The organism is Agromyces sp. P1_H4 (assembly GCF_056405255.1).
The window spans coordinates 1-18,177 of the sequence record NZ_JBFUCL010000005.1 but is presented as its reverse complement, the minus strand read 5'-3'; the positions used below and the strand labels follow the sequence as shown (position 1 = coordinate 18,177).

The 18,177-nt window shown below is 69.0% G+C and carries 10 protein-coding genes; all 10 read left to right on the top strand.

What is annotated here, in order from left to right:
• Positions 1-3 precede the first annotated feature (3 nt).
• Positions 4-2,724: a DNA polymerase I gene (gene polA / locus AC1DY2_RS01005; protein ID WP_476760719.1), complete on the top strand. Its 2,721-nt coding sequence runs from the start codon at positions 4-6 to the stop codon at positions 2,722-2,724.
• A 97-nt stretch (positions 2,725-2,821) separates the two neighbouring features.
• Positions 2,822-4,495, top strand: coding sequence for a DUF885 domain-containing protein (locus AC1DY2_RS01000; protein WP_476760718.1), 1,674 nt, complete (start codon positions 2,822-2,824; stop codon positions 4,493-4,495).
• Positions 4,496-4,759: 264 nt separating this feature from the next.
• Entirely contained in the window at positions 4,760-6,700 is a 1,941-nt protein-coding gene (locus AC1DY2_RS00995; protein WP_476760717.1) for a PKD domain-containing protein, read from the top strand.
• A gap of 186 nt (positions 6,701-6,886) precedes the next feature.
• Positions 6,887-8,338 carry a 30S ribosomal protein S1 gene (rpsA, locus tag AC1DY2_RS00990; protein WP_476760716.1) on the top strand — a complete coding sequence of 484 codons (1,452 nt, stop codon included), beginning with the start codon at positions 6,887-6,889 and terminating at the stop codon, positions 8,336-8,338.
• 111 nt (positions 8,339-8,449) lie between these two features.
• Positions 8,450-9,061, top strand: a complete 612-nt coding sequence (gene coaE, locus AC1DY2_RS00985; RefSeq protein ID WP_476760715.1) for a dephospho-CoA kinase — start codon at positions 8,450-8,452, stop codon at positions 9,059-9,061.
• 60 nt (positions 9,062-9,121) lie between these two features.
• Positions 9,122-11,188, top strand: a complete 2,067-nt coding sequence (gene uvrB, locus AC1DY2_RS00980; RefSeq protein ID WP_476760714.1) for an excinuclease ABC subunit UvrB — start codon at positions 9,122-9,124, stop codon at positions 11,186-11,188.
• A gap of 123 nt (positions 11,189-11,311) precedes the next feature.
• Positions 11,312-14,203 carry an excinuclease ABC subunit UvrA gene (uvrA, locus tag AC1DY2_RS00975; protein ID WP_476760713.1) on the top strand — a complete coding sequence of 964 codons (2,892 nt, stop codon included), beginning with the start codon at positions 11,312-11,314 and terminating at the stop codon, positions 14,201-14,203.
• Positions 14,204-14,208: 5 nt separating this feature from the next.
• Positions 14,209-16,146: an excinuclease ABC subunit UvrC gene (gene uvrC / locus AC1DY2_RS00970; protein ID WP_476760712.1), complete on the top strand. Its 1,938-nt coding sequence runs from the start codon at positions 14,209-14,211 to the stop codon at positions 16,144-16,146.
• Positions 16,147-16,209: 63 nt separating this feature from the next.
• On the top strand, positions 16,210-17,058 hold the full coding sequence (rapZ, locus tag AC1DY2_RS00965) for an RNase adapter RapZ (RefSeq protein WP_476760711.1): 849 nt from the start codon (positions 16,210-16,212) through the stop codon (positions 17,056-17,058).
• A gap of 36 nt (positions 17,059-17,094) precedes the next feature.
• Entirely contained in the window at positions 17,095-18,075 is a 981-nt protein-coding gene (whiA, locus tag AC1DY2_RS00960) for a DNA-binding protein WhiA (RefSeq protein ID WP_309978758.1), read from the top strand.
• Positions 18,076-18,177 lie beyond the last annotated feature (102 nt).

Genomic DNA, 18,177 nt, shown 5'->3' with positions numbered 1-18,177 from the left:
GGGGTGCCGGACGCAGACAAGCCCACCCTTCTCGTGATCGATGGCCATTCGCTGGCCTTCCGGGCCTTCTACGCCCTTCCGGTCGACAGCTTCTCCACTCGTGACGGGCAGCACACGAACGCCATCCACGGGTTCCTGTCGATGCTGCTGCTGCTGCTGGCCAATGAGAAGCCGTCGCACCTCGCGGTCGCGTTCGACATGTCGCGCCAGTCCTTCCGCACGCGGGAGTACGCCGAGTACAAGGGCAACCGGGGCGAGACGCCCGTGGAGTTCAAGGGCCAGGTGCCGCTCCTGCAGGAGGCGCTCCAGGCCATGGGCATCCGCACCATCGAGAAGGAGGACTTCGAGGCAGACGACATCCTCGCGACCCTCGCCACGCAGGCGTCGGCCGACGGCTACCGCGTGCTGCTCGTCTCGGGCGACCGCGACACCATCCAGCTCGTCGACGACGACGTGACGCTGCTCTATCCCAACACGCAGGGCGTGTCGCAGCTCAAGCGCTACGACACCGCCGCGGTGATCGAGCGCTACGGCATCCGCCCCGAGCAGTACCCCGACGTCGCCGCCCTGGTGGGCGAGACGAGCGACAACCTGCCCGGCATCACGAAGGTCGGCGAGAAGACCGCGGTGAAGTGGCTAGGCCTCTACGGCGACCTCGAGGGCATCCTCGCGCACGCCGACGAGATCAAGGGCGTCGCCGGGCAGAACCTGCGCGACCAGCGCGAGAACGCCGAGCGCAACCGCCGGCTCAACCGGCTCGTGCGCGACGTCCCGCTCGAGGTCGTGCTCGACGAGCTCGAGGCGAAGCCGATCGACGTGGAGTCGGTGCGTCCGCTCTTCGAGCGCCTCGAGTTCCGCACGCTCCTCGAGCGGCTCACGAAGCTCGCCGCCGGTGATCTCAACGGCAACGGCGGCGGGCGTGTCGCCGCCGGCACCGGTTCGCCCGCGGCATCCGCCCCCGCCGTCGAAGAGATCGCCTCCGCTCTCGCACCGATCGCTCCGTCGCCGCAGCGGCTCGGTAGTGAAGCGCTCGCATCGTGGCTGGAGCGCGCGACGGCCGCTGAACCCGCCGGACTCGGACTGAGCCTCGAGATCGTCGACGGGCGCGTGATCGGGGCCGGCATCGCCGCCTCCGACGAGACGGTGCAGCTCGCCTGGCAGGCCGGTGCCGCCGACGCGGCGCCATTCGAAGCCTGGCTCGCCGGTGAGGCGCCCAAGATCATGACCGACGCCAAGGCGCAGCTCAAGGCGGCCGCGCGATCGGGCCTCCCGGTCGCGGGCCTCGTGCTCGACACGCTCGTCGCCGGGTGGCTCATCCGGCCGATCCTGGCGGAGAAGTCGCTGGCCGACCTCGTGTCCTTCCACCTCGGTGAGACCGTCCCGCAGGCCGACCCATCGCTGCTCGTTCCCGAGGAGGGAAGCGACGCGGGCGCTCCCGAGTACGCCTGGTACACGCTCCGGCTCGCGCCCGTGGTGCTGCGCGCGCTCTCCGAGGACTCCCGCCGCCTGCTCGCCGAGGTCGAGATGCCGCTCGTGCCGGTGCTCGCCGCGATGGAGTTGCGTGGCGTCACGGTCGACCACGCCGAGCTCGCCTCCCTCTCGTCCGAGCTCGGTTCGCGTGCCATGGCGCTCGCGCAGGCGGCCTACACCGAGATCGGTCGCGAGGTGAACCTCGGGTCGCCCAAGCAGCTGCAGGAGGTGCTCTTCGAGCAGCTCGGCATGCCCAAGACCCGCTCCACCAAGACCGGCTACACGACCGACGCGAGTGCCCTGGCCGACTTGCAGGAGTCCAATCCGCACCCGTTCCTCGGCTACCTCCTCGAGCACCGCGACGTGACGAAGCTGCGCCAGATCGTCGAGTCGCTCGACAAGTCGATCGCCGCCAACGGCCGCATCCACACGTCCTACGGGCAGATCGGTGCGGCCACGGGGCGCATGTCGTCGAACGACCCGAACCTGCAGAACATCCCCATCCGCACCGAGGACGGCCGCCGGATCCGCAAGGCGTTCCGTCACGGACCCGAGTACACCGAGCTGCTGACGGCCGACTACTCGCAGATCGAGATGCGGATCATGGCCCACCTCTCGGGCGACCCCGGCCTCATCGAGGCGTTCAACGCCGGCGAAGACCTGCACCGCTTCGTCGGCGCACGGGTGTTCTCCGTCGAGCCGTCCGACGTGACGTCGCTCATGCGCACGAAGGTCAAGGCGATGTCATACGGCCTCGCCTACGGGCTGAGCGCGTTCGGACTGTCGAAGCAGCTGCGCATCGACCGGGCCGAGGCCCAGCAGCTCATGCGCGAATACTTCGAGCGTTTCGGCTCCGTGCGCGACTACCTGAGGGGCGTCGTCGAGCAGGCGAAGGTCGACGGGTACACCGAGACCATCTTCGGGCGCCGGCGGCCGTTCCCCGACCTCTCGAGCCCCAACCGCGTGCTCCGCGAGAACGCCGAACGCGCTGCGCTGAACTCCCCGATCCAGGGCTCGGCCGCCGACATCATGAAGATCGCGATGACGAGCGTCGAGGCCGACATCGCTGCGAAGGGCCTCGAGAGCCGCATGCTCATGACGGTGCACGACGAGCTCATCTTCGAGGTCGCCGACGGCGAGTCCGACGTGCTGGAGCAGGTCGTCCGCGACCGAATGGCCAATGCCGCCGAGTTGCTCGTGCCGCTCGACGTGCAGATCGGCCGCGGCTCGAACTGGGACGACGCGGCGCACTGACCGCGGGCGTCGGCGCATGCGCCTGTCGGCATGCATCGCCGGTGCTGGCGTCCGGGCGGCCTCGGCGAGGGTCACCGGGGTGTCATAGGCTCGACCCATGGCATCGAGTGAGCGCATCCCGTCCGACGTCGATCGCATCGCAGAGGGGTGGGTCGACACACTCGTCGAGCTGAACCCCGCAGTGGGCACGTACATCGGGCGGCCATCGGCCGACGACCGACTCGCCGACTACTCGCCCGTGGGCCACGCCCGGTCGATCGAGGCGACGCGTGCAGCGCTCGCGGCGCTTCGCGCGGCCGAACCGGTCGACGATATCGACCGCATCACCATCGCCGACCTCGGCAGCGAGCTCGCGCTCGCCCTCGAGAGCCACGACGCGAAGCTGCACCTGCGCGACCTCAACKTCATCGCGAGCCCCGCGCAGGAGATCCGTGAGGTGTTCGACCTCATGCCCACCGATTCGCGCGACGACTGGGAGCGCATCGCCGCGCGTCTCGGCGCCGTGCCCGCCGCGATCGACGGGTACGTCGCCACGCTGCGTGCGGGCGGMGCCGAGGGCGTCGTGCCGGCCGTCCGGCAGGTGCGCGAGGTCGCCGCGCAGGCCCATCGCATCGCCAAGGCCGACGGGTTCTTCGCCACGTTCGCCGAGCAGGCGAAGGCCGGCGAGGGCGAGCTTCCCGAGTCGTTGCACCGAGAGCTCGAGCGTGCGGCATCCGGTGCCGCTGCCGCGTACGGCGAACTGGCCGCGTTCCTCGAACGGGAGCTCCAGCCGATCGCGGGAGAGCGCGACGGCGTGGGGCGCGAGATCTACGCCCTGCAGTCGCGGCACTTCCTCGGGGCCGTCATCGACCTCGACGAGACCTACGAGTGGGGCATCGAGGAGCTCGCCCGCATGGTGGCCGAGCAGGAGGCCATCGCGAACGAGATCCTGCCCGGGGCATCCGTCGCGGAGGCGATCGCCCACCTCGACGGCGACCCCTCGCGCAAGCTGCACGGCACCGACGCGCTGCAGCGTTGGATGCAGGAGACCAGCGATCGGGCGGTCGCGGAGCTCGGCGCCACGCAGTTCGACATCCCCGAGGAGATCCGCACGCTCGAGTGCATGATCGCGCCCACGCAGGAGGGCGGCATCTACTACACCGGGCCGAGCGACGACTTCACCCGACCGGGCCGCATGTGGTGGTCGGTGCCCGAGGGCGTCACCGAGTTCGACACCTGGCGCGAGCTCACCACCGTCTACCACGAGGGCGTCCCCGGCCACCACCTGCAGATCGGCCAGGCCGTCGTGAACCGCGGCAAGCTCAACACCTGGCGGCGTCAACTCGCCGGCACGTCGGGCCACGCCGAGGGCTGGGCGCTGTACGCCGAGCGCCTCATGGAGGGCCTGGGCTACCTCGACGATCCCGCCGACCGGCTCGGCATGCTCGACGGCCAGCGCATGCGCGCGGCTCGCGTGGTGCTCGACATCGGCGTGCACCTGGGCAAGCAGCGGCCCGACGGCACCGGCCGGTGGACGGGGGAGTACGCGTTCGAGTTCCTCTCCGAGAACGTGAACATGAACGAGGGGTTCGTGCGCTTCGAGGTGAACCGCTACCTCGGCTGGCCCGGGCAGGCCCCGTCGTACAAGGTCGGCCAGCGGATCTGGGAGCAGCTGCGCGACGAGGTGGCGCGGCGTGAGGGCGACCGGTTCGACATCCGCGAGTTCCACCGTCGCGCGCTCGACCTCGGCGGCGTCGGCCTCGACACGCTGCGTGGCGCGCTGCTCGGCTGAGTGCGCGCGCGCTGCCGGCTCGAGAGCCGGTGGCGAACGGCACGGCAGATCGCCGGTCGGCACCCATCGATGACGTCGCCGGCGTCGAGGCCACCCGCTGGAAAGCGCCCACGACTKGGCCGACAAACGTGAGTATCACTCACGAATTGGTGGTGGGATCTCCGGTGACCCGCTACTCTGCTCGGAAGACGCCGCTGGCGACGGTTCCGACACGGAACCGCGCCACCCGCCTTGGCACGGTACCCGACGTGCAGGGAGCTGGGAATGAAGAGAGTCAGTTCATGGGCGGCGGCCGCTGCCGTCGCCTCGATCGTGGTCGCGGCGTTCGCCGGGACTGCCGTCCAGCCGAGGACAGCCGCGACGGCCGGCGCGGTGCACTTCACGGCATCGGGTGATATCGCGGCCCGCGCGGAGTCAGCCGCCACGCTGAGTCAGGTCGCGAGTCTGAAGCCCGACCTGCACGTGGCGCTCGGTGACCTCTCGTATGGAGCGACCGGTGCCGAGCAGACGTGGTGCGACTTCGTGACCGCTCGGGTGGGGGCCGGATTTCCCTTCGAGCTCATCGCCGGCAATCACGAGAGCAACGGTCTGAACGGCAACATCAACGACTTCTCGTCCTGCCTGCCGAACCAGCTGCCCGGTCTCATCGGCACCTATGGTCGGCAGTATTACGTCGACGTGCCGAAGGATGCGCCGCTCGTGCGCTTCATCGCCATCTCACCGAACCTCTCCTTCCCAGACAGCACATGGAGCTATACAGCGGGGAGTTCGCGCTACCAGTGGACGGCGTCCGCCATCGACGGCGCACGCTCGGCGAACATCCCATGGGTCGTCGTGGGCATGCACAAACCGTGCATCTCGGTCGGTCAGTACGGGTGCGACGTCGGCGTCGACATCATCAACCTGATGTTGCAGAAGCGCGTCGACCTCGTGCTCAACGGTCACGAACACCTGTACCAGCGGAGCAAGCAGCTTGTGACGCGGTCGGGATGTGCGGGACTGGTGGCCGGCGCCTACAACGCCACGTGCGTCGCAGACTCCGACAACGACCTCGTCAAGGGGGCGGGCACGGTGATCGCGACCGTCGGAACGGGCGGAGTGGACCTTCGCGACGTCACGACGACCGATCCGGAGGCGGGATACTTCGCGAATGTCTCGGGACTCAACGCCAACCCCACTTGGGGAAACCTCGACGTGGGCGCCACGGCGGATGTGCTCACCGCTCGGTTCCTCCCCGCCGCAGGTGGCGACTTCACCGACGGATTCACCATCACGAGACCGGCAGCGGGGAACACGCCGCCCGTCGCCTCCTTCACRACTTCCTGCACGGCGCTCACGTGCTCCGCCGATGCCTCCGGATCGACGGACGGCGACGGGACGATCGCCAGCTACGCCTGGAACTTCGGCGACGGCGCCACAGGGACCGGCGCCGTGGCCTCGCACGCATATGGGGCATCCGGAACGTTCCTGATCACCCTCACCGTGACCGATGACGACGGCGCCACGGCCACGAGTTCGAAGTCCGTGACCGTCACCGATCCGGGCGGCTCGACGGTCCTGGCATCGGACGCCTTCGAACGGCAGGTCTCCTCGGGGCTCGGCACTGCCGACGCCGGCGGCGCCTGGAGCACGACCGGAACGGCGTCGGCGTATTCGGTCGCAGGCGGTAGCGGCCGACTCCGCATGGCCTCGCCCGGGATCACGCTCAATGCGTATCTCGACGGCGCTCGACAACAGGCTGGTGACCTGCGCATCGACTTCGCGGTCGACAAGGCGGCAACCGGAAGCGGCACATTCGTCTCGGTGATCGGCCGACGGGTCGCGGCGGTCGGCGCCTATCAGGCCAAGATCGTGCACCGGGCAACCGGCGCGGTGGGGATATCCCTGGTGCGCGTCGACGCCAGCGGCGGCGGCGAGGTGGTCCTGCAATCGGCGATCAACGTGCCAGGCCTCACGTTGGCCGCGGGTGAGCGGCTGGAGGTGCGCCTCCAGGTGGTCGGAACGTCGCCGACCACGCTGAACCTCAAGGTATGGAAGGCGGGAACCCCTGAACCGAGCGCCTGGCAGCGAACGGCGACCGACGCCACGGTCGGCCTGCAGGCGAGCGGCGGGATCGGCGTCCGCGCCTACCTCTCGAGTACGAGCACCAACGCGCCGGTGACCGTCTCGTTCGACGACCTCGTCCTCACGGCACCGCAGCCCTAACGCCGACGCCGGGGGATTCTCCCCGGCCGGCCCAGGCCCGAACGGTTCGGTTGCCGCTCGCCGCGCGATTCCGCTACGATAGAACGTCACTCGTGTGACATCCCTGTCCGCATGCCCATCGCGGAACCAACATAACGCTCTACCTCGCGATGGGCTCGATTCTGTCCTWTACGGAGCATTCACTACATGACAACCGCAACGACCAAGGCACCCAAGCAGGTCGCGATCAACGACATCGGATCTGCTGACGATTTCCTCGCCGCGGTCGAGAAGACTTTGAAGTTCTTCAACGACGGCGACCTCATCGAGGGCACCGTCGTGAAGATCGACCGCGACGAGGTGCTCCTCGACGTCGGCTACAAGACCGAGGGCGTCATCCCCTCGCGTGAGCTTTCCATCAAGCACGATGTCGACCCCAGCGAGGTCGTCGGCGTCGGCGACACCGTCGAGGCGCTCGTTCTCCAGAAGGAGGACAAGGAAGGCCGCCTCATCCTGTCGAAGAAGCGTGCGCAGTACGAGCGCGCGTGGGGCGACGTGGAGAAGATCAAGGAGGCCGACGGCGTCGTGACCGGTTCGGTCATCGAGGTCGTCAAGGGCGGCCTGATCGTCGACATCGGCCTCCGCGGCTTCCTCCCGGCGTCGCTCATCGAGCTCCGCCGCGTGCGCGACCTCACGCCGTACCTCGGCCAGGAGATCGAGGCGAAGATCCTCGAGCTCGACAAGAACCGCAACAACGTCGTGCTCTCGCGCCGCGCGCTCCTCGAGCAGACGCAGTCCGAGTCGCGCTCGACGTTCCTCGCGAACCTCCACCCGGGCCAGATCCGCAAGGGCGTCATCTCGTCGATCGTCAACTWCGGTGCGTTCGTCGACCTCGGTGGCGTCGACGGTCTCGTCCACGTCTCCGAGCTCTCGTGGAAGCACATCGAGCACGCCAGCGAGGTCGTCGAGGTCGGCCAGGAGGTCACCGTCGAGGTGCTCTCCGTCGAGCTCGACCGCGAGCGCGTCTCCTTGTCGCTCAAGGCGACGCAGGAGGACCCGTGGCAGGTCTTCGCCCGTACCCACGCGATCGGCCAGGTCGCACCGGGCAAGGTCACGAAGCTCGTTCCGTTCGGTGCGTTCGTGCGCGTCGCAGACGGCATCGAGGGCCTCGTGCACATCTCGGAGCTGTCGGGCAAGCACGTCGAGCTCGCCGAGCAGGTCGTGTCGGTCGGCGAAGAGGTCTTCGTCAAGGTCATCGACATCGACCTCGAGCGTCGCCGCATCTCGCTCTCGCTGAAGCAGGCGAACGAGGGCGTCGACCCCGAGGGCACCGAGTTCGACCCGGCGCTCTACGGCATGCTCACGGAGTACGACGAGCAGGGCAACTACAAGTACCCCGAGGGCTTCGACCCCGAGACCAACGAGTGGCGCGAGGGCTTCGAGGCCCAGCGCGAGAAGTGGGAGCAGGACTACGCTGCCGCCCAGGCTCGCTGGGAGGCCCACAAGAAGCAGGTCGCCGCGGCGAACGCTGCTGCCGTGGCCGACGACTCGTTCACCTCGGGTGCCGCATCGTTCTCGAGCGACTCGGCCGGCGCGGGCACCCTCGCCGACGACGCGTCGCTCGCGGCGCTGCGCGAGAAGCTCTCGAGCAACAACTAGTCGCGTTTCGCGATACGGAAGGCCGGTCCCTCGGGGCCGGCCTTTCCGCGTCTCCCGGGCGTCGTGTTCGACCGGGAGAGAGGCGCGTTCGACCCGGATAGAGTGGTCGGCGTGTATCTGATCGGTCTCACTGGCGGAATCGCCTCAGGCAAGTCCACGGTCGCGCGTCGCCTCGTGGAGCACGGGGCGGTGCACATCGACGCCGACGACCTGGCGCGGCGGGTCGTCGCACCGGGCAAGCCGGCGCTCGCGGCGATCGTCGACGAGTTCGGTCCCGGCGTGCTCCGCTCCGACGGCACGCTCGACCGGGCGAAGCTCGGCGAGCTGGTCTTCGCCGATGAGGCGGCGCGCGCGAAGCTCAACGCCATCGTCCATCCCGCCGTTCGGGAGCTCTCGGCCAAGCTCATCGAACGGGCCGCGCAGGAAGACCCCGAAGCGGTCGTCGTCTACGACGTCCCGCTCCTCGTCGAGGCGGCCGTCGACCATCCGTTCGATCTCATCGTCGTGACGAACGCCCCGCGCAAGACGCAGGTCGAGCGGCTCGTCGAGCAGCGCGGGTTCGACCCGCTCCAGGCACAGGCCCGAGTCGACGCCCAGGTCGACAACACCTCGCGGCTGGCGATCGCCGACGTCGTCATCGACACCGACGGCTCGATGGCGCACACGATGAGCCAGACCGACGCCCTCTGGAACCGCATCAGGGCCGAGCGCGCGTCGGCCTAGCCTGTTCGCGCGGAGCTGACTCCGGCCGGAGTGTCGGCGGCCGAACCTAGACTTGAAGGCATGCAGGCCACACGATCCGTCCGTCCCTTCGAGGTCGTGAGCGACTACCGGCCGAGCGGTGATCAGCCCACGGCGATCGCCGAACTCGCGGGCCGCATCAACGCCGGCGAGACCGATGTGGTGCTGCTCGGCGCGACGGGCACCGGCAAGTCGGCGACCACGGCGTGGCTCATCGAGCAGGTCCAGCGGCCGACGCTCGTGCTCGCGCACAACAAGACGCTGGCGGCCCAGCTCGCCACCGAGTTCCGAGAGCTCATGCCGAACAACGCGGTCGAGTACTTCGTCTCCTACTACGACTACTACCAGCCCGAGGCCTACGTCCCGCAGACCGACACCTTCATCGAGAAGGACTCGTCGATCAACGCCGAGGTCGAGCGGCTCCGGCACTCCACGACGAACTCGCTGCTCAGCCGGCGCGACGTGGTGGTGGTGTCCACGGTGTCGTGCATCTACGGCTTGGGCACCCCCGAGGAGTACCTGAAGGCGATGATGCCGCTCCAGGTCGGGCAGCGCGTCGACCGCGACTGGCTGATCCGCAAGTTCGTCTCGATGCAGTACCAGCGCAACGACGTCGACTTCTCGCGCGGCAACTTCCGCGTGCGCGGCGACACCATCGAGATCATCCCGATCTACGAGGAGCTCGCGATCCGCATCGAGATGTTCGGCGACGAGATCGAGGCGCTCTACCACCTGCATCCGCTCACCGGCCAGGTCGTCGAGAAGCTCGACGCCGTGCCGGTCTTCCCCGGCTCGCACTACGTCGCGAGCACCGATGTCATGCAGCGCGCGATCGGCACGATCCGCCTCGAGCTCGAGGAGCGGCTGGCCGAGCTCGAGCGCGAGGGCAAGCTGCTCGAGGCACAGCGGCTGCGCATGCGCACCACGTTCGACCTCGAGATGATGGAGCAGATCGGGTTCTGCTCCGGCATCGAGAACTACTCCCGCCACATCGACGGCCGAGCACCCGGCGAGGCGCCGCACTGCCTCCTCGATTACTTCGCCGACGACTTCCTCGTCGTGATCGATGAATCCCACGCCACCGTCCCGCAGATCGGCGCGATGTTCGAGGGCGATTCGTCGCGCAAGCGCACGCTGGTCGAGCACGGCTTCCGGCTGCCCAGCGCCCTCGACAACCGCCCGCTGAAGTGGGACGAGTTCAAGGCGCGGGTCGGCCAGACCGTGTACCTGTCGGCGACGCCCGGCCGCTACGAGATGGGCATCGCCGACGGCGTGGTGGAGCAGATCATCCGGCCGACCGGCTTGGTCGATCCGCAGATCGTGGTGAAGCCGTCGAAGGGGCAGATCGACGATCTCCTCGAGGAGATCCGGCTCCGCGCCGAGCGAGACGAGCGCGTGCTCGTCACGACGCTCACGAAGCGCATGGCCGAGGAGCTCACCGACTTCCTCACCGAGGCCGGCGTGCGAGTGCGGTACCTGCACTCCGACGTCGACACGCTGCGTCGCGTCGAGCTCCTCACCGAGCTGCGCGCCGGCGTCTACGACGTGCTGGTGGGCATCAACCTGCTCCGCGAGGGCCTCGACCTGCCCGAGGTGTCGCTCGTCGCCATCCTCGACGCCGACAAAGAGGGGTTCCTCCGGTCGTCGACCTCGCTCATCCAGACGATCGGCCGTGCGGCGCGCAATGTCTCGGGCGAGGTGCACATGTACGCCGACGTGCTGACCGACTCGATGGCTGCGGCCATCGACGAGACCACGCGTCGCCGCGACCGACAGCTCGAGTACAACAGGGCGAACGGCATCGACCCGCAGCCGTTGCGAAAGCGCATCGCCGACATCACCGAGGTGCTGGCGCGCGAAGAGGCCGACACGGCCGCGCTGCTCGCGGGCCGCGACGCCCGCAAGAAGTCGCCGGTGCCCAACCTGCGGCGGGAGGGCATCGCCGCCGAAGGGGCCAACGATCTCGAGGAGCTCATCCGCGACCTCAACGAGCAGATGCTCGAAGCAGCCGGCGAGTTGAAGTTCGAGCTGGCAGCACGGCTTCGCGACGAGGTGTCCGACCTCAAGCGCGAGCTGCGGCAGATGGAGAAGGCGGGCCACCTCGGCTGAACCGCGGAAGCACGAGCACCTGCCGCTTCGTTCGCCTCGGTGGGGACCCGAATCGAACGTATGTTCGCTGAGAGCACGATCAACGCGGGACTCCGTGTCAGTGGGTCTCCCTAGACTCGTAGGGTGCCAGTTTCACGTCTCGATGCCCATTCGCAGCTGAGTGTCCGCGGTGCCCGCGTGCACAACCTGCACAACGTCGACGTCGAGATCCCGCGTGATGCGATGGTCGTCTTCACGGGTCTCTCGGGCTCCGGCAAGTCGTCCCTGGCGTTCGACACGATCTTCGCCGAGGGCCAGCGCCGCTACGTCGAGTCGCTCTCCGCGTACGCGCGGCAGTTCCTCGGCCAGGTCGACCGGCCCGACGTCGACTTCATCGAGGGCCTGAGCCCCGCCGTGTCGATCGATCAGAAGTCGACCAACCGCAACCCGCGCTCGACCGTCGGCACGATCACCGAGATCTACGACTACATGCGCCTGCTCTGGGCGCGCATCGGCGTGCCGCACTGTCCCGTCTGCGGTGAGCCCATCCAGCGGCAGACCGTGCAGCAGATCGCCGACCAGCTGATGGAGCTGCCCGAGGGCACCCGCTACCAGATCCTGAGCCCGGTGGTCTCGAAGAAGAAGGGGGAGTTCGTCGACCTCTTCCGCGAACTCGCCGCCGGCGGATACTCGCGCGCCGTGGTCGACGGCGAGGTCATCCGCCTCGATGAGCCGCCCGTGCTCAAGAAGCAGGTCAAGCACGACATCTCCGTCGTGATCGACCGGCTGGTCGCCGGTCCCGACGTCCTCGGCCGGCTCACCGACTCGCTCGAGACGGCACTGCGACTCACCGATGGCCTGGTGCAGGTGAACTACGTCGACGAGACCGGGCCCGCCGCGTGGGCGACCTTCTCCGAGAAGCTGTCGTGCCCCAACCAGCACCCCATCCAGCTCACCGAGATCGAGCCGCGCACGTTCTCGTTCAACGCGCCGTTCGGCGCATGCCCCGAGTGCTCCGGCCTCGGCACCAGGATGTCGGTCGACGAGGAGCTGCTGCTCGGCGACCCGTCGCTGAGCATCGCCGAGGGCGTCATCCTGCCGTGGACCTCGCAGGGGAAGAGCCTCTACAACTACTACGAGAAGCTCCTCGACGGCCTGGCCCGCGATCTCGGCTTCTCGCTCCGCACCCCGTGGGAGGAGTTGGCCGACGACGCGCGCCAGGCGGTGCTGCGCGGAGACAACTTCGAGGTCAAGGTGCGTTGGCGCAACCGGTACGGCCGTGAGATGAGCTACTCGTCGGGCTTCGAGGGGGTCGTTCCCTACATCGAGCGGCAGTATCTCCAGGCCGAGACCGACGTGCAGCGCGCGCGCTGGTCCGAGTACCTCCGCGAGGTTCCGTGCCCAGTCTGCGATGGCAAGCGGCTGAAGCCCGAGGTGCTGTCGGTGCTCGTCCACGAACACAGCATCGCCGACGTGGGCCTGCTGAGCCTCACCGAGGCCAGGTCGTTCATGGATCGCCTCGAGCTCACCGATCGCGAGCAGGCGATCGCCGCGCAGGTCCTGCGCGAGATCAAGCTCCGACTCGACTTCCTCATCCGGGTCGGACTCAGCTACCTCGACCTGGCCCGCGCCGCCGCGACGCTGTCGGGCGGCGAGGCCCAGCGCATCCGGCTTGCCACCCAGATCGGCTCCGGCCTCACCGGCGTGCTCTACGTGCTCGACGAGCCGAGCATCGGCCTGCACCAGCGCGACAACCGCCGACTCATCGACACCTTGGTCGCACTTCGCGACCTCGGGAACACCCTGATCGTGGTGGAGCACGACGAGGACACGATCCGCACCGCCGACTGGATCGTCGACATCGGCCCGGGCGCCGGCGTGAACGGCGGCACGGTCGTGCATTCCGGCAGCTACGACGACCTCCTGAAGAACACGCGGTCGCTCACCGGTGACTACCTGTCGGGGCGCAAGGAGATCGCCATTCCCGCCCGTCGCCGACCGATCGACCCGGCCCGCATGATCGGCGTGCAGGGGGCCGAGGCCAACAACCTCCGCGGCGTCGACGTCGAGTTCCCGCTGGGCACCTTCACCGCGGTCACCGGCGTCAGCGGCTCGGGCAAGTCGTCGCTGGTCAACGACATCCTCTACCGGGTGCTCGCCAACCGGCTCAACGGGGCACGCAAGGTCCCGGGCAAGCATCGGCGAGTGACGGGCATCGACCAGCTCGACAAGGTCGTGCACGTCGACCAGGCACCGATCGGGCGCACGCCGCGCTCGAACCCGGCGACCTACACCGGTGTGTTCGACCGCATCCGCACCCTGTTCTCCGAGACCACCGAGGCGAAGGCGCGCGGGTACCTGCCCGGGCGCTTCAGCTTCAACGTCAAGGGCGGCCGCTGCGAGGCCTGCTCGGGCGACGGCACCATCAAGATCGAGATGAACTTCCTGCCCGACGTGTACGTCGCGTGCGAGGTCTGCGGCGGCCAGCGGTACAACCGCGAAACGCTGCAGGTGCACTACAAGGGCAMGAACATCGCCGAGGTGCTCCAGATGCCGATCAGCGAGGCCGCGGAGTTCTTCGAGCCCATCTCGGCGATCCACCGCTACCTGAAGACGCTCGTCGACGTCGGCCTCGGCTACGTCCAGCTCGGCCAGAGCGCCACCACCCTCTCGGGCGGCGAGGCGCAACGCGTGAAGCTCGCGACCGAGCTCCAGCGGCGATCGAACGGGCGCAGCGTCTACGTGCTCGACGAGCCCACCACGGGCCTGCACTTCGAAGACGTGCGCAAGCTCCTCAAGGTGCTCGGCAAGCTCGTCGACAAGGGCAATACGGTGATCGTCATCGAGCACAGCCTCGACGTCATCAAGTCCGCCGACTGGATCATCGACCTCGGCCCCGAGGGCGGATCCGGAGGCGGGCAGGTCGTGGCGACCGGAACGCCCGAGCAGGTCGCCCGGGTTGCGACGAGCCACACCGGCTACTTCCTCCGTGAGATCTTCGATGCGGCATCCGTGCACGCCGAGGTCGCCAGCTGACGAGGATGACCGACACCGTCCCGTATCGGCCGAAGGCGGGGGAGATCCCCACCGACCCGGGGGTCTATCGATTCCTCGACGCCGACCGCCGCGTGCTCTACGTCGGCAAGGCGAAGAACCTTCGCGCCCGGCTCTCGAACTACTTCGCTCCGCTGCGCACCCTTCACGAGCGCACCCGGCGCATGGTCACGACCGCGGCGTCCGTGGAGTGGACCGTCGTGCAGAGCGACGTGGAGGCGCTGCAGCTCGAGATCACGTGGATCAACCAGCTCCACCCGCCGTTCAACGTCCGGTTCAAGGACGACAAGTCCTACCCGTACCTCGTCGTGACGCTCGGGGACGAGGCTCCGCGCGCCATGATCTCCCGACGGCGCGGGATCCCCGGTGCCCGGTACTTCGGCCCCTATCCGAAGGTCTGGGCGGTCAACGAGACACTCGACCTGCTCATGAAGCTGTTCCCGATCCGCACCTGCAAGGACAGCGACTACCGACGGGCGATGGCGAGCGGCAAGCCGTGCTTCGCCGGGCAGATCGGCAAGTGCTTCGGACCGTGCTCGGGCAAGGTGACCATCGAGGAGCACCGGGCCAACGTCGACCGATTCGTCGCCTTCATGCAGAATCAGGACCGAAGGATCCTCGGCGACCTGACGCGACGGATGCAGGCGGCCGCCGCCGTGCAGGACTACGAGACCGCCGCGCGCCGCCGCGACGAACTGCAGGCCGCCACGGCCTTCTTCGAGAAGAGCGCCGTGGTGCTCGGCGAGAAGGTCGACCTCGACGTCTTCGGCATCGACCACGACGAGCTCGCGGCCGCCGTGCACCTGTTCATCGTCAGGTCGGGGCGGGTGCGCGGCGTGCGCTCGTGGACCGTCGACAAGGAGCTCGACGTGCCGTTGGGCGAGCTCGTCGACTCGGTGCTGCAGAACGCCTACGGCGAGGACCTGACGCCGCCCGCCGAGGTGGTGGTTCCCGAACTGCCCGACGATGCACCGGCGGTCGAGGACTGGCTCGCCGGCCTCGCAGGCCGGAAGGTGCGGCTGCGTGCCGCCCAGCGCGGCGACAAGGCGGCGCTGCTCGACACCGCGACCCAGAACGCGCGACAGGCGCTCATGCTCTACAAGACCCGGCGAAGCGCGGACTTCACCACGCGCTCGCGTGCACTGGAGGACATCCAGGAGGCGCTCGGCATGGCGGATGCGCCGCTGCGCATCGAGTGCTTCGACGTGTCCCATCTCAGTGGCACCAACATCGTCGCCTCGATGGTCGTCTTCGAGGACGGGCTTCCTCGGAAGGACGAGTACCGTCGGTTCACGATCCCGAACTCAACCGATGACACCGATTCGATCCATCAGGTGCTGACGCGGCGGCTCGCCTACCTCGCGAGGCCCGACGCCGGGACGGCCGACGGCGCGGGCGCGAGCGCCGGCGGCACCCCCGGCGGCACCGATGCGGAGACGGATGCCGCGGCATCCGAGCGGCGCAAGAAGTTCGCCTACCGGCCGAACTTGCTCGTGGTCGACGGCGGCGAGCCGCAGGTCGCGGCCGCCGCGCGGGCGCTCGAGGAGTCGGGTGTCGAGGGTATCTACCTCTGCGGCATCGCCAAGCGACTCGAGGAGATCTGGACTCCCGACGCGGATTTCCCGGTGATCCTGCCGCGCAACAGCGATGCGCTGTTCCTGTTCCAGCGGGTGCGCGACGAGGCCCACCGGTTCGCGATCACCCACCAGCGTCAGCGCCGCAAGCGCGACATCGGCACCGTGCTCTCCGACATCCCGGGCCTCGGACCCACGCGCGTGAAGGAGTTGCTGAAGCACTTCGGCTCCGTGACGCGGCTCCGCGGGGCGGGCGAAGCCGACATCGCCGAGGTCAAGGGCATCGGCCCCGCGCTCGCGACGACCATCCACGCGCACCTGCACGCCGACGGCGTGTCGGCGCCCCGCTAGGCTGGAGTGTCGACGCGCGGAAGGGGGCCCGAGACGATGGCAGCCGAAGCCGAGCATCAGGAGATGCTCATCGTCACCGGGATGTCCGGTGCCGGGCGCTCCACGGTCGGCAACGCTCTGGAGGACCTCGGGTGGTACGTGGTCGACAACCTGCCGCCGCAGATGCTCCGCCCCCTCGTCGAGCTCGTCGAACGCGCCGGAGCCTCCCTGCCGCGGATCGCCGCCGTCGTCGACGTGCGCGGTCGCGACTTCTTCTCGGAACTGCAGGACATCATCCAGGCCCTGCGCACGGGCGTCAACGTGCGCGTCGTGTTCCTCGACGCGACCGACGCGGTGCTCGTCCGCCGCTTCGAGTCGGTGCGTCGCCCGCATCCGCTGCAGGGCAACGGCACGCTGCTCGACGGCATCGGCGCCGAGCGCACCCGCCTGGCCGAGTTGCGCGAGTCGAGCGACATCGTCGTCGACACCTCCGACCTGAACATCCACCAGCTGGCGACCCTCATCACCGAGACGTTCGCCGAGGCCGGCCGTGCCGGGCTTCGGGTCACCCTCCTCAGCTTCGGGTTCAAGTACGGGCTACCCACCGATGCCGACCTCGTCGCCGACGCCCGCTTCCTGCCCAACCCGTTCTGGATCCCCGAGCTCCGGCACCTGAGCGGCGAGGACGCCGCGGTCGCCGAGTACGTGCTCGACCAGCCGGGGGCGAGGGAATTCATCGACGCCTATGCGACGGCGCTCGAGCCGGTGATGGCCGGCTACCAGCGTGAGAACAAGCGACACGCGACCATCGCGATCGGATGCACCGGCGGCAAGCACCGCTCGGTCGCGCTGGTCCGCGAGCTCGCCGAGCGACTCGGGCAGTTCCCGGGCGTGGCGGTCAGCGTGAAGCACCGCGATCGCGGCCGTGAATGACCCGGCCGCGCGACATGAAGAAGGAAAGGACCTGACGTGGCACTGACCGCCGATGTGAAAGAGGAATTGGCGCGGGTCGAGGTGCCGAAGACCACCGTGCGGGCCGCCGAACTGGCTTCCGTGCTGCGCTTCGCCGGTGGGCTGCACATCATCTCCGGACGCATCGCCATCGAGGCCGAGCTCGACTCGCCGACGATCGCCCGCCGGGTGACGCGCGACCTGGGCGAGCTCTACGGCGTTCGCCCCGACGTGTCGGTCATCTCGCCGTCGGGCATCCGCCGGTCGAACCAGTACCTCGTGCGCGTGCTCGACGGCGGCGAGACCCTCGCCCGCCAGACCGGTCTCCTCGACGCACGCCGCCGCCCCGTGCGCGGGCTTCCGAACAAGCTCACGACCGGGTCGCGCGACGACGTCGCGGCGGTCTGGCGCGGCGCGTTCCTCGCGCACGGCAGCCTGACCGACCCCGGCCGCTCGGCCGCCCTGGAGATCACCTGCCCGGGCAACGAGACGGCGATGGCCCTCGTGGGAGCCGCCGGACGACTCGGCATCTCGGCGAAGGCCCGCGAGGTGCGCGGCGTGCACCGCGTCGTGATCCGCGACGGCGAGGCCATCAGCTCGATGCTCGCGCTCATGGGCGCCACCGACACCGTGCGCAACTGGGAGGAGCTGCGCCAGCGTCGCGAGGTCCGTGCCACCGCGAACCGACTGGTCAACTTCGACGACGCCAACCTCCGCCGGTCGGCGCAGGCCGCCGTGGCCGCCTGCGCGCGAGTCGAGCGGGCGATGGAGCTGCTCGGCGACGACATCCCCGACCACCTGAAGTACGCCGGAGAGCTCCGCCTCGCGCACCGTGAGGCGAGCCTGGACGAGCTCGGCCACCACGCCGACCCGCCCATGACGAAGGACGCGGTGGCCGGCCGTATCCGGCGTCTCCTCGCCATGGCCGACAAGCGTGCGGCCGACCTCGGCGTGCCCGGCACCGAGGCGAGCCTGCCCTCCGACCTCGACGACGTCTGAGCCGCTGCCGATCCCGTCTCGACGACGAGCAACACGTTGCAGACGACGAGCGGACGCCGCGGCATCCGCTCGTCGTCATGCGCCGTCGCAGTCGGTCAACCC

Excerpts from the sequence above, each read along its gene's own strand:
- uvrB (WP_476760714.1), top strand. The coding sequence starts at position 9,122 with ATGCAGGCCACACGATCCGTCCGTCCCTTCGAGGTCGTGAGCGACTAC.
- uvrC (WP_476760712.1), top strand. The coding sequence starts at position 14,209 with ATGACCGACACCGTCCCGTATCGGCCGAAGGCGGGGGAGATCCCCACC.
- rapZ (WP_476760711.1), top strand. The coding sequence starts at position 16,210 with ATGCTCATCGTCACCGGGATGTCCGGTGCCGGGCGCTCCACGGTCGGC.